The organism is Microbacterium aoyamense (assembly GCF_023155855.1).
Lineage (GTDB): Bacteria > Actinomycetota > Actinomycetes > Actinomycetales > Microbacteriaceae > Microbacterium > Microbacterium aoyamense.
In genome coordinates this window covers 26,581-39,645 of the sequence record NZ_JAKNUT010000007.1, presented here as the reverse complement: position 1 = coordinate 39,645, position 13,065 = coordinate 26,581, and the positions used below count along the sequence as shown (strand labels likewise).

The window sequence follows — 13,065 nt, the reverse complement described above, 5'->3', positions numbered from 1 at the left end:
CTGCCCCTCACAACACCGGAGGTTCCACATGAAGATCACACGCACACGGCTCTCCCTCGCACTCGCCGGCACCGCGGTCGCCGCGCTCGCCCTCGCGGGCTGCGCGTCCGGCGGCGATCCGCTCGACGGCGGCTCGAGCGGCGACGCCGGAGGCGGCGACTCCGAGACGATCGTGGTCGGCTCGCAGACGTACTACTCGAACGAGATCATCGCCGAGATCTACGCGCAGGCGCTCGAAGGCGCCGGCTTCACGGTCGAGCGCAAGTTCAACATCGGGCAGCGGGACGCCTACATCCCCTCGCTCGAGGACGGCTCGGTCGACCTGTTCCCCGAGTACACCGGCAACCTGCTGCAGTTCTTCGAGCCCGACGCGACGGCGACCACGTCCGACGAGGTCTACGCGCAGCTGCAGGAGGCGCTCCCCGACGGCCTCACGGTTCTCGACCAGTCGTCCGCGACCGACCAGGACTCGTACAACGTGACGTCGGCCTTCGCCGACGAGAACGGCCTCACCACGATCGGCGACCTGGCCGGCATCACGCCGCTCGTGCTGGGCGGCGCTCCCGAACTCGAGACGCGTCCGTACGGGCCGACAGGCCTCAAGGAGATCTACGGCGTCGACGTCACGTTCAACCCGACGGCCGACACGACGGTCGCCGAGCTCGTGGCCGGGAACATCCAGGTGGCCAACGTGTACAGCGCCGACCCGGCGATCGGCATCAACGATCTCGTGACGCTCGAGGACCCCGACGGGCTGCTCCTGGCATCCAACGTCGTCCCCGTCGTCAACGCGGATATCGCGGACGAGATCGCCGACGTCATCAACGCCGTGAGCGCCGCCCTGACCCCTGAGGGTCTCGTCGCGCTCAACGTCGAGTCGACCGTCGACGAGCGCTCGTCGGCCGACATCGCGAAGGACTGGCTCGCCGCGAACAACCTCGGCTGAGCCTCTCGCAAAGGAGGACGAAATGAAGGCAGTCGTGAACGGCACGGTCATCGCCGAAGCCGATAAGGACGACCTGATCTCGATCGAGGGCAACTGGTACTTCCCGCCCGCGAGCGTGAAATGGAGCGAACTCGAAGAGAGCGCCACCCCCTACACGTGTCCGTGGAAGGGCGAGGCCCAGTACTACTCGGTCAAGACAGCGGACGGCGTGCTGGCGGACCGCGCGTGGTCGTACCCGACTCCGTACCCGACCGCGTTCGACCGCGTGGGCAAGGACTTCTCGGGCTACGTCGCTTTCTGGAAAGAGGTCGACGTCACGGAGTGACCCGTTCTCACGAGACGGGGTCCGGCCGCTGCGCCGGGCCCCGTCTCGCACGTTGTCCCGGAATCCGAGTGAGCACCGGCGCGTGCTGACAGTGCTCCGCGCCACGGCCTGAGCATCGCGTGGAATGATCGGGGTATGGCCCGCACGTCCTATAGCGCCATCTCGAGCTACTCACGCGTCGAGATCCTGCACCTCCTGCAGGTGAGCCCCGGTCGCACGATCCAGGACCTCTGCGAGCACACCGGCCTGCACGCCAACACGGTGCGGGAGCACCTGCAGCGTCTCGCCGACGGCGGATACATCGTCACGGAACGCGAGCACCGTACGACGCGCGGTCGTCCCCGCGTCTTCTACAGCGCCGCGACCGGAGCCGACGACGCGTCCAGTCCCATAGCCCGCCGCAAGGCGATGGATGCCGCGCGCCGAGGCGACCTGCTGCGGCGCGTTCTGCCGCCGACGGATGCCTCGGCGCTCGAGGACGACGCCGTGCACCAGCTCGACGCACTGGTCGAGGATCTCGAGGCGGCTGGCTTCGACCCCATCGTCGACGAGCGCGAGCTCACGGTCGACCTGAGTCCGTGCGCGCACGCCGACATGGACCCCGCGCAGCGCGGCATCCTGTGCTCGGTGCACGTCGGGCTCATGCAGAGCGTGCTCGCCGAGGCGCGCGGACCGCTCCAGGTCGACGGTCTCGCGCCGTCGTGCGACCCGACGACGTGCGTCGTGCACCTCGCGCGCTGACCTCGATCAGATCGTGACGGGACGCCCGCCCGTCGCGGCGAGCTCGCCCTTCTCGACCCGCACGACGATCTGCTTCGACGTGGGTGTGTTGCAGATGTCCGCCACGGAACCGCGGGGCACGAGCGCGTTGGCCTCGGGGAAGTACGCCGCGACGCATCCCTTCACGGTCGGATACGACACCGCACGGTAACCGCGCAGCACGCGGTCGGGCTCGCCCGGCCATTCGCTGAAGATGTCGACCGTGTCGCCGTCCGCGAGGCCTCGCGCCGCGAGGTCGTCGGGGTGGATGAACAGCACGAAGCGTCCCTTGTGGATGCCGCGATACCGGTCGCTCAGCGAGTACATCGTCGTGTTGTGCTGGTCGTGCGCACGCATGGACTGCATCATCAGGCGGCCCTCGGGAGTCTGCACGTGCTCGACGTCCTGGATCGTGAACTCCGCTCTGCCCGACGGCGTCGGGAAGGTGCGCGAGTCTCGCGGCGGGTGCGGCAGGACGAAGGTGAGATCTTTCTTGACACGCGCGTTGAAGTCCTCGAAACCGGGCACGACGTGCGCGATCGCGTCGCGGATGGCGTCGTAGTCCTCTTGGAACGCCGCCCACGGGATGCCGGGATGCGATTCGCTGAACAGTCGCTTCCCCAGCTCGCACAGGATCCAGACATCCGATCGCACGTCGTCCGAGACGGGCTTGAGCTCGCCGTGGCTCATGTTGATGCGGCACACCGTGTCTTCGCTCGTGAGGAACTGCAGACCGAAAGACGTCACGTCGCGTTCGGCGCGCACCGTCGCCGGAAGCAGCAGCGATTCCTTGCCGGTCACGACGTGCGAGCGGTTGAGCTTCGTCGCGACCTGGATCGTGAGGTCGACCTCGCGCACCCCCGCCTCGGACCGCCCCGAGTCGCTCATCGCGGCGATGAGGTTGCCCGCCATCGACATGAAGACCTTGACCTTGCCGTCCTCCATCGCGTTCATCGCGTCGACGGAGTCGAGCCCGGGCTCGGTGGGGACCTCGAAGGCGAACTGCCTGCTCATCGCGGCGGCGAAGGCGGGACTGATCTTCTCCCAGATGCCCATCGTGCGATCGCCCTGCACGTTGCTGTGCCCGCGAATCGGCGAGGCGCCGGCACCCTTCTTGCCGATGTTGCCTCGCAGCAGCAGGAGGTTCATGATCTCGGCGATCGTCGCGACCGCCTTCTTGTGCTGCGTGATGCCGAGAGCCCACGTGATGATCGTGGCGTTGCTGTCGATGTAGCGCTGGGCGAGCTCATCGATCTCGGCGCTGGTCAGCCCCGTCGCCGCAAGCACGCCGGACTCGTCGACGGCCATGACGTGCTCGCGGTACGCGTCGAAGCCGTTGCAGTACGTGCGGATGAAGTCGTGATCGAGCACCGTCCCCGGCGCCTTCTCCTCGGCCTCGAACAGCCGCTTGGCGACGGCCTGCAGCAGGTGCTGGTCGCCGCCGATCTTGATCTGCACGAACTGGTCGGCCATCTGCTCGCCCGTGCCCAGCTCGCCCGACACCTTCTGCGGGTTCTTGTAGCGCTTGAGGGATGCCTCGGGCAGCGTATTGACGGCGACGATCCTGCCGCCGCGGGTCTTGGTGTCTTCGAGCGCGTTGAGCATCCGCGGGTGGTTGGTGCCGGGGTTCTGCCCCATCACGATGACGAGGTCCGCCCATGCGAAGTCGTCGTAGTGGACGCTCGACTTGCCGATGCCGATCGCGGGCGTCATCCCCGATCCGGTCGCCTCGTGGCACATGTTCGAGCAGTCGGGCAGGTTGTTGGTGCCGAGCGCGCGCGCGAACAGCTGCAGCAGGAACGCGGGCTCGTTCATGATGCGGCCCGACGTGTAGAAGACGGCCTCGTCGGGGCTGTCGAGGCCGCGCAGCTTCTCGGCGACCTTGTCGAGCGCATCGCTCCACGAGATCGGCACGTAGTGGTCGGAGTCCGCGGCCTTGTACATCGGCTTCGTGATGCGCCCTTGCAGGCCGAGCCAGTACTCGCTCTTGTCGAGCATGCTCGTGAGGCTGTTCTCGGCCCAGAACGCGTCCTCGATGACGACGGGCGTGGCATCCCACACGATGTTCTTGATGCCGTTCTCGCAGAACTCGAGCGTCTTGGAGTGGTCGGGGTTCGCCCATGCGCACGAGGGGCAGTCGAAGCCCTTCTTGTGGTTGACGGTGAGCGACAGCTTCGCCGTCTTCTCGACCCCGAGGTGCTCGGCCATCGGGAGCATCGCCTTCTCGACCGCCTCGATGCCGACGGCGTAGTCCATCGGCTTCTTGACCTCGAGGTCCGCGTCGGTGAAGTCCTCGGCGAGGGGCTTGTCGAAGAGATGGATCGGATCGAGCGCGTTGATCGGGTCGGGTCGGTGCAGATCGGTCATGCGCGTGGTCCTTTCACGGCAGCGGGAGTGCGGACGGTGATGCGCTCGGGGCGCGTATAGACGTTCATGGACTCGCCGCGCAGGAAGCCGATGAGGGTGAGTCCGGTGGACGCTGCGAGCTCGACCGCGAGCGACGACGGCGCCGAGACCGCGGCGAGAATCGGGATGCCGGCCATGACGGCCTTCTGCACGAGTTCGAAGCTCGCGCGGCCCGACACCTGCAGGACGGTGCCGCTCAGGGGCAGACGGTCTTCGAGCACCGCCCAGCCCACGACCTTGTCGACGGCATTGTGGCGGCCGACGTCTTCGCGCAGCACGAGCAGGTCGCCGGTCTCGGCGTCGAAGAGCGCCGCGGCGTGCAGCCCACCGGTCTTGTCGAAGACCTCCTGGCGGGCACGGAGTTCACCCGGGAAGCTCGTGACGGCGAGCGCCGAGACGCTCACGGGGTCGGCGGCGACGTCATAGTGCGACACGGTCTCGACGGCGTCGATGGATGCCTTGCCGCACACACCGCACGAGCTGGTCGTGTAGAAGTTGCGGTTGGGCTCGGGGGCGGCGACACCGGGAGCGAGCGTCACATCGAGGACGTTGTAGGTGTTCTCGGCGCCCGCGCCGTTGGTGCCCGGGCCGCCGCAGTGGATCGCGGAGCGGAAGTCGCCGCCGTGCGCGATGACGCCCTCCGAGACCAGGAACCCCGCCGCGAGTTCGACGTCGTGGCCGGGCGTGCGCATCGTGACGGCTAGTGGTGTCCCGCCCACGCGGATCTCGAGCGGCTCCTCGACGGCCAGGACGTCAGGACGGCGGGATGCGGCATCCGTCCCGTCGGCACCCACGCGGATGCGCGTCACCGGTCTGCGAGCTGTGATCCGCCCCATTTCGCCATGCTAACCCCGCCGTCGACGCGCGTGTGCGGCGCAAGCGGCGGGTTCGTGCCGAGTCCTCAGCCGCCGATCGCGTTCATGCCGCGTGCCGGCTGAAGGAACGACGGGTCGTTGATCGCGTGTCCCGGCAGCTTGCCGCGCACGCACGAGCGCAGCATGGCGGCGACGGCCGCGTCATCCCCGCCGCTGCGCAGCACGGGGACGAGGTCGTACTCGGTCGTCGAGAAGAGGCAGTTGCGCAGCTGCCCGTCGGCGGTGAGCCGCAGGCGGTCGCAGTCGCCGCAGAAGGGCGCCGTCACCGACGCGATGACGCCCACCGTGTGCGGGCCGCCGTCGAGCGTCCACCGTTCGGCCGGTGCACCGCCACGGCCCGGCACAGGGGTCAGGCTCCAGCGTGCGCCGAGCTTCTCGAGGATCTCCTCGCGTGTGACCATCTGCGTGCGATCCCACGTGTGCCCGGCGTCGAGCGGCATCTGCTCGATGAAGCGCAACTGCGCGCCGTGCCCGATCGCGAACTCGACCAGGTCGACGAGCTCGTCGTCGTTGACGTCGCGCATCGCGACGGCGTTGAGCTTGAGAGGCCGCAGAGTGGATGCCGCGGCCGCCGCGATCCCGTCGAGCACGTCGTCGAGTCGATCACGACGCGTGAGATCGCGGAACCGCTCTCGGTCGAGCGTGTCGATCGAGATGTTGAGCCGCGCGAGACCGGCGGCCTCGAGGTCGGGCAGAACCTCGGGCAGGCGGATGCCGTTCGTCGTCATCGCGATCTGCACGGGCTCGCCATCCGCCGTGCGGATGCGAGCGAGCCGACGGACGACGTCGACGATGTCGGTGCGCAGCAGGGGCTCGCCGCCCGTGAGCCGGAAGGTCGTGATGCCGGCCGCCGCCGCGACCCCGGCGATCCGGACGATCTCGTCGGTCGAGAGGATGCTCGAGCGCGCCAGCCACTCGTTGCCCTGCTCGGGCATGCAGTACGTGCACCGCAGCGAGCAGCGGTCGGTGAGCGAGATGCGCAGGTCGCGGTGGACGCGGCCGTGCGTGTCGACGAGCGGGCCGCCGGACTCCACGGCTGCGGCGGGATTCGGCATCCGGACCCCGATCGCGACCGGCACCGCCGTCACGAAGTCGCCCCGTCCATATCCCGAGGGTAATCGCTCCCCCGAGCGTCACGGCGATCGGACCGTCCGATCTGCGCCCATTCGGCGTTTTTCACGGCGGAGAGGCTTGCCTCACCTGGGAGAACCCTGTGTACCGTATCGACCAATGCGGACCGCTGCGAATCCTATGGTCTGACCACATGCTAGCGTGTGGTCAGACCACAAGCGTCGCCTGAACCGATCGGAGAACCGCGTGGATCTGCTCGACCCTCTCCTCCTGGCGCGATGGCAGTTCGGCCTGACGACGCTGTACCACTTCATCTTCGTGCCGCTCACACTCGGCATGGCGCTGACGGTCGCGATCTTCCAGACGGCGTGGGTGCGCACGGGGCACCTCAAGTGGCTGCACCTCACCCGCTTCTTCGGCAAGATCTTCCTGATCAACTTCGCCATGGGCGTCGTCACCGGCATCGTGCAGGAGTTCCAGTTCGGCATGAACTGGTCGTCGTACTCGCGGTTCGTCGGCGACGTGTTCGGCGCCCCGCTCGCCTTCGAGGGCCTCATGGCCTTCTTCTTCGAAGCCACCTTCATCGGCCTGTGGATCTTCGGGTGGGACAAGCTCCCGCGGAAGCTGCACCTCGCGACCATCTGGATCGCGACGCTCGGCGCCTGGCTCTCGGCCTACTTCATCCTCGCCGCCAACGCCTTCATGCAGAACCCCGTCGGCTACAAGATGGCCGAAGACGGCGGCCGCGCCGAGATGACGGACTTCTTCAAGGTGCTGTTCAATCCCGTGGCGCTCGCCGCCTTCCCGCACACGATCTTCGCGTCTCTCATGTTCACGGCGGGCGTCATCATCTCGATCGCGGCATGGCACCTCATGCGCCACCAGAACCAGGAGCTCATGCGCCCGACCCTCAAGTACGGCGGCTGGCTCATGATCGGCGCCTTCGCCGGGACGGCACTCTCGGGCGACCAGCTCGGCCTCGTGATGGTCTCGACGCAGCCGATGAAGATGGCCGCCGCCGAAGCGCTCTTCGATACCGCGTGCGGGGCCCAGGCATCCTTCTCGATCTTCACGCTCGGAACACCCGACGGGCATACCGAGCTCTTCTCGATCCGCGTGCCGTATCTGCTGGCGTTCCTGTCGACCCACACGCTCGACGGATGCGTCGAGGGCATCCGCGACCTCAATGCCGAGTACACCAACGAGGTGTTCCCGCAGTTCGCAGACCAGGTCGACGGCAACTTCGCGCCGATCCTGTGGATCACGTACTGGTCCTTCCGCTGGATGATGGGCTTCGGCTTCCTCGCCACCGCGGTCGCCGTCGTGGGCCTGTGGGTCACCCGCGCGAAGGCGAAGAAGCCGCCGGCGATGTGGATGTGGCGCGTCGCCGTCTGGTCGGCCCCCCTCGCCCTCTTCGGCATCCTCGTCGGCTGGATCTTCACCGAGATGGGCCGTCAGCCCTGGATCGTCTTCAGCCTCATGCTGACGGAGGACGGCGTCTCACCGAGTGTGCCGGGCTGGAACGTGCTGCTGTCGCTCGTGGCCTTCACGCTGATCTACCTGATCCTCGCGGTCGTCGAGTTCGGGCTGATCATGAAGACGGCCAAGAAGGGGCCTGATCCGCTGCCTGAGCCGGGATCACCGGGCGCCGCGCCGACCTCGGTCGAAGACACTCCCACGACGGTCTACTAGGAGAGCGCCATGGATCTCGCATACCTCTGGTTCTTCATCGTCGGAGTGCTGTTCGTCGGCTACTTCGTGCTCGACGGCTTCGACTTCGGCGTCGGGATGTCCCTCCCGTTCCTCGGCAAGGACGACATCTCGCGCCGCCAGATCATCAACACGATCGGCCCCGTGTGGGACCTCAACGAGACGTGGGTCATCGTCGCCGGCGCGTGCCTGTTCGCCGCCTTCCCGGAGTGGTACGCGACGCTCTTCAGCGGGTTCTACCTCGCACTGCTGCTGATCCTGCTCGCGCTCATCATGCGCGGCGTCTCATTCGAATACCGCCACCAGCGCGACAGTGTGCGATGGCGCCGCAACTTCGACCGCATGATCGTGATCGGCTCCGCGGTCCCCGCGCTCCTGTGGGGCGTCGCGGTCGGCAACATCGTGCAGGGCGTCCCCCTCGACGCCGACCACGAGTTCACCGGCTCGTTGCTGACGCTTCTCAACCCGTACGGCCTGTGGGTCGGCGTCACGACGCTCCTGCTCTTCTGGCTGCACGGCGTGTACTTCATCGCGCTCAAGACCGACGGACAGGTGATGGAGGATGCCCGAAAGCTCGCCCTGCGCCTGTTCATCCCCGCGGTGATCTTCGCCGCCGGCTGCGTCGTGTGGACGATCGCGATCGCGGCCGGCCGCGAGGCCCCGCTCCTGTGGGCCGTGATCGCGTGCGGCGCCGTCGCAGCGGTGTTCCTGATCGTGTCGTTCCTGTTCAACCTTCGCCGCTCCGAGGGGTGGGCGTTCACGGCGGGAGCGATCACGATCGTGTTCGCGGTCCTGACCCTGTGGCTCGCGCTGTTCCCGTACGTCATGCCGTCGACGGTCGACCCGGCGACGAACAGCCTGACGATCGAGAACGCGTCGAGCACCGACTACACTCTCACGATCATGTCGTGGGCTGCGCTCGTCTTCCTGCCGCTCGTGCTGCTCTACCAGGGCTGGACGTACTGGGTCTTCCGCAAGCGCGTCTCGCGCACGCGCATCGAGAAGGCGGCTGCCGTCGCCCACTGAGCTCACCGCCGATCCGTGCTCGATAGGGTCGAAGAGTCATGACTGAGACGGATGCCGCGCCGCCGCGCACGAGCGCACGACCCGTCGATCCACGGCTGCTGACCTACGCCGCCGCCTCACGTGGCTTCTTCATCGCGATCGGTGCGATCGCCGTCCTGCAGACCGCCGTCATCATCGCGTTCGCGTGGCTGCTCACGCGCGCGATCGTGGGAGCGATCGAGGGGATGCCGTGGCCCGAGCTCGTGACGACCCTCGGCGCCCTGGCCGTCGTGATCGTGATCCGGGCGATCCTGTTGTGGGCGCGCGATGCGGTCGCTGCCCGCGGTGCCGCCCGCGTGCAGACGCAGCTGCGGCTCGCACTGACCCGTGCCGTAGGAGAGCTCGGGCCGGACTGGCTCGCGACCCGCAACTCCGCGGCACTGGCCGTCACGGCCGGGCGCGGTCTCGACGCGCTCGAGGCGTACTTCGGCCGCTACCTGCCGCAGCTCGTGCAGACCGTGGTCGCGACACCGCTCATCGTGGCGGTCATGTGGTGGCAGGACTGGATCTCGGGGCTCACCGTCGTCCTGACGATCCCCCTCATCCCGATCTTCATGGTCCTCATCGGACTCGCGACGCGCGCCGTGCAGCAGAAGCAGTGGAAGACCCTGCAGCACCTCGCGGCGCGCTTCGCCGACACGGTGCAGGGCCTGTCGACGCTGAAGGTGTTCGGTCGCGAGCATCGGGCCGCGGCATCCATCGAACGCGTCACGCAGGACTACCGACGCGAGACGATGAAAGTGCTGCGCATCTCGTTCCTGTCGGGGTTCGCACTGGAGTTCCTCGCGAGCATCTCGGTCGCGATCATCGCGGTGTCGATCGGGTTCCGGCTGATCGACGGCTCGCTCGCTCTCGCCGTCGGCCTGTTCGTGCTGCTGCTCGCGCCCGAGGCGTACCTGCCGCTGCGGCAGGTGGGCGTGCAATTCCATGCGGCGGCCGAGGGCATCGCCGCGACGGACGACGTCTTCGATGTGCTGGATGCCGCGGCCGCGCGCCCCGTTTCCCCGCTCCTCGAGCGAGCGAGCCCCGCGCACGAGTCACGGCGCGACGATCCGACCCTCGTGCTGCGCGACCTCCGTGTGCAGCGCGGCGAGCGACACCTCCCGCCCGTCACACTCGTCGCATCCCCCCGCACCGTGACGCTCATCGAGGGGCCGAGCGGCTCGGGCAAGTCGAGCGTGTTCGCCGCGCTCCGCGGCGCGGCACCCTTCGAGGGCACCGCCGCCTACGCGGGAGCCTCCGTGCGTGATCTCGCGCCCGCGCGCTGGCTCGCGTGGGCGGGGCAGCAGCCCGGTCTCGTCGCGGGCACGATCGCGTCGAACGTGACGCTCGGCGACGCTGCGCCCGACCCGGCTGTCGTCAGGCGAGCGCTCGCGCTCGCCTGCGCCGATGACCTCGCGCCCGACCTCGAGCTCGGGGTGCAGGGTGCCGGCCTCTCGGGGGGCCAAGCGCAGCGCGTCGCGGTGGCGCGGGCGTTCTACCGGCGACAGCGCGGGCATGCACAGGTCGTCGCACTGGACGAGCCCAGCTCGGCCCTCGACCGCGAGACCGAGGCCAGGCTGTGGCGCGGCATCCGTTCCCTCGCCGACGACGGCGCCACGGTGCTGCTCATCTCGCACCGCGCGACCGCGCGCGACATCGCCGACACGGTCGTCCGGCTGGAGCCGAGCGAGGTGGTCGCATGACCGCCGGGCGGATGGATGCCTCGACCGCCGCGGTTCTGCGCGGCGCGCTGCCCCCAGCCAAGCGACTGTGGCCGGCCCTCGCGGCCGGGTTCGCGTCCGAGGCCTCCGCCGTCGCGCTCCTCGCGACGAGCGCGTGGCTCATCGTGCGGGCGAGCGAGATGCCGCCCGTGCTCTACCTGTCGTTCGCGGTCGTCGGAGTGCGTTTCTTCGCGCTCTCGCGAGCGGTGTTCCGGTACCTCGAGCGTCTCGCGGGTCACGACGCGGCGCTCCGCCAACTCGCGACCACGCGAGCGAACCTGGTGCGGCGGCTCGTGCCGCTCGCGCCCGACGGTCTCGCGCGCACGCGGCGCGGGTCCGTGCTCGGCGCGCTCGTCGACGATGTGGACGAACTGCAGAACCTGCCCCTCCGCGTCGTACAGCCGCTCGTCTCGTCGGCGGCCGTCGCGGTCGCGGCGGTCGTGTTCCTCGCATTCGTGTGGTGGCCGGCATCCCTCACTCTCCTCGCCTGCCTGATCGGCGCCGGCGTCGTCGCCACGGCATGGGGATGGATCGCGGGCGGGCGCGCCGAGCGCGCCATCGCTCCCCTGCGCGCTCGTCTCGCCGACGCGGTGCTCGATCACCTGGGGAGTCTCGACGTCCTCCTCGCGTACGGCGCCGAGCACGAGAGCCTCGCGCGCATCGAGCGGGCGGACGCCGACCTGCACCGAGCGGTCGTGCGCCGCACGTATGCACAGGCCGGCACCGCCGCCGTCGTCTCGCTCCTCGCCGGAGCGGCCTCGATCGCCGCCGTCCTGGTGTCGGCGCCGGCCGATCTGGCCGGACCGACACTGGCGATCGCCGTGCTCGTGCCGATGGCGGTCTTCGAGGTCTTCGCGTCGGTGCCCCTCGCGGCATCGGCGTGGCGTCAGGTGCGCTCGTCGGCCGCGCGCGTCGCGGCATCCGTCCCCGCAGATCTTCCCGACGGTCTCGTGGACGAGAGGATCGCGCCCACCGGCGAAGGCCCCGCTCTGGGCGACGGCGTGCGGCTGTCGGGCGCCTCGGTGCGCTGGCCGGGTGCGGCGGCGCCTGCGCTGCACGATGTCGACCTGCACGTCGGCCCCGGAGAGCGCCTGCTCGTCGTCGGTTCGAGCGGCGCGGGCAAGTCGACCCTCGCGCACGCTCTCGTGCGGTTCCTCGAGACGAAGGGCGAATATGCCATCGGCTCCGCATCGGCGCACTCTCTCGCGGGCGACGACGTGCGGCGCACGATCGGCCTGTGCGAGCAGCGGCCCATGCTCTTCGACGAGGACATCCGCCAGAACCTCCTCTTCGCCCGCGACGATGCGTCCGACGCCGAGCTCGAGGCGACTCTCGAGCGCGTCGGCCTCGGCCCCTGGCTGCGCGAGCGCGGCGGGCTCGGAGCGCGCGTCGGCGAGCGCGGAGCTCTCGTCTCGGGCGGGCAGGCGCAGCGCATCGCCCTCGCGCGGGCGCTCCTGCGCGGCTTCCCTGTGCTCGTGCTCGACGAACCGACGGCGGGCGTGGACCCCGAGGCATCCGACGCCCTGCTCACCGACCTTCTGTCGGCGATCTCACCCGATCAGGCGGTCGTGCTCATCTCTCACGTCGCCGTGCCGGACGGGCTCATCGACCGCACCATGCGCATCGAGCGCGGGCGGATCGTCTAGCGCTGCTCGTCACGGCGAGTCCGCCTCAACGGAACTTCCTCCGGTGGATGATGGCGCGCTGGTCAAGTGGACCTGGTTGTGGAGGTGACCAATCGCATCGGCGATGATGACGTCGACGTCCTGATCAGCATCGATACGGACGCCTCGCTCGTCATCTTCAAGCGCCTCGAGCAGCGCGTACTGCGACGCCAGAAGTGAACTCGGCATGAAGTGGTTGCTTCTGCTTTGAGCTCGAACGACGACTCGGTCCATGTCAGCGTCCAGATGGACGAAGACAGCGTCTGGCGCTTCCTGCGCGATGATCGCGCGGTAGTGGCGCCGCAGAGCGGAGCAGGCGAGCACGGCGCCATCATCTGCTCTGGCCAGAGTTTTCCCGCACTCGCGGAGCCAAGGGAGCCGATCGGCCTCCTCAAGCGCGATTCCGCCGGCCATCTTGGCGACGGACCGAGCAGAATGGAGGTCGTCACCATCGATGAAGCGGACGCCGTAGTGATGAGCGAGTGCGAGGCCGATAGTCGACTTGCCGACCGCGGAAACGCCCATGACCACCACGCGAGGG

General features: G+C 68.7%; 11 protein-coding genes. 7 read left to right on the top strand and 4 right to left on the bottom strand.

The window, feature by feature from the left end:
- Window positions 1–28: 28 nt before the first annotated feature.
- The 3 genes from MA876_RS16280 to MA876_RS16270 all read left to right on the top strand — a co-directional run bounded on the left by MA876_RS16280 (window position 29) and on the right by MA876_RS16270 (window position 2,012).
- Complete coding sequence (locus tag MA876_RS16280) at window positions 29–946, top strand: ABC transporter substrate-binding protein (protein WP_248151951.1); 918 nt, start codon at window positions 29–31, stop codon at window positions 944–946.
- A 22-nt stretch (window positions 947–968) separates the two neighbouring features.
- Window positions 969–1,271, top strand: coding sequence for a DUF427 domain-containing protein (locus MA876_RS16275; RefSeq protein WP_248151950.1), 303 nt, complete (start codon window positions 969–971; stop codon window positions 1,269–1,271).
- Window positions 1,272–1,406: 135 nt separating this feature from the next.
- Window positions 1,407–2,012 (top strand): winged helix-turn-helix transcriptional regulator, encoded by a 606-nt coding sequence (locus MA876_RS16270; protein ID WP_248151948.1) that lies wholly within the window; start codon window positions 1,407–1,409, stop codon window positions 2,010–2,012.
- 6 nt (window positions 2,013–2,018) lie between these two features.
- Here the strand turns inward: MA876_RS16270 and MA876_RS16265 are convergent, their stop codons facing one another.
- The 3 genes from MA876_RS16265 to moaA form a co-directional block, all read right to left on the bottom strand.
- Window positions 2,019–4,397, bottom strand: coding sequence for an FdhF/YdeP family oxidoreductase (locus tag MA876_RS16265; RefSeq protein WP_248151939.1), 2,379 nt, complete (start codon window positions 4,395–4,397; stop codon window positions 2,019–2,021).
- On the bottom strand, window positions 4,394–5,272 hold the full coding sequence (gene fdhD / locus MA876_RS16260) for a formate dehydrogenase accessory sulfurtransferase FdhD (protein WP_248151934.1): 879 nt from the start codon (window positions 5,270–5,272) through the stop codon (window positions 4,394–4,396). Before fdhD ends, MA876_RS16265 begins: the two co-directional genes overlap by 4 nt.
- A gap of 65 nt (window positions 5,273–5,337) precedes the next feature.
- On the bottom strand, window positions 5,338–6,366 hold the full coding sequence (gene moaA / locus MA876_RS16255) for a GTP 3',8-cyclase MoaA (protein ID WP_248152530.1): 1,029 nt from the start codon (window positions 6,364–6,366) through the stop codon (window positions 5,338–5,340).
- A 262-nt stretch (window positions 6,367–6,628) separates the two neighbouring features.
- Between moaA and MA876_RS16250 the strand changes: the two genes are divergently transcribed.
- From MA876_RS16250 to cydC, 4 genes are read left to right on the top strand one after another with little or no spacing between them, the layout of a single operon-like run.
- A complete protein-coding gene (locus MA876_RS16250; RefSeq protein WP_248151932.1) occupies window positions 6,629–8,074 on the top strand; it encodes a cytochrome ubiquinol oxidase subunit I in 1,446 nt (481 codons plus the stop codon).
- 9 nt (window positions 8,075–8,083) lie between these two features.
- Window positions 8,084–9,118, top strand: coding sequence for a cytochrome d ubiquinol oxidase subunit II (gene cydB / locus MA876_RS16245; protein ID WP_248151931.1), 1,035 nt, complete (start codon window positions 8,084–8,086; stop codon window positions 9,116–9,118).
- A gap of 38 nt (window positions 9,119–9,156) precedes the next feature.
- The gene (gene cydD, locus MA876_RS16240; RefSeq protein WP_248151928.1) at window positions 9,157–10,842 is read left to right on the top strand and encodes a thiol reductant ABC exporter subunit CydD; all 1,686 of its coding nucleotides are present in this window, start codon (window positions 9,157–9,159) and stop codon (window positions 10,840–10,842) included.
- Entirely contained in the window at window positions 10,839–12,506 is a 1,668-nt protein-coding gene (cydC, locus tag MA876_RS16235; protein ID WP_248151926.1) for a thiol reductant ABC exporter subunit CydC, read from the top strand. Before cydD ends, cydC begins: the two co-directional genes overlap by 4 nt.
- A gap of 9 nt (window positions 12,507–12,515) precedes the next feature.
- Here cydC and MA876_RS16230 read toward each other — a convergent pair whose 3' ends face one another.
- Complete coding sequence (locus MA876_RS16230; RefSeq protein WP_248152527.1) at window positions 12,516–13,049, bottom strand: gluconokinase; 534 nt, start codon at window positions 13,047–13,049, stop codon at window positions 12,516–12,518.
- Between the last annotated feature and the right edge of the window lie 16 nt (window positions 13,050–13,065).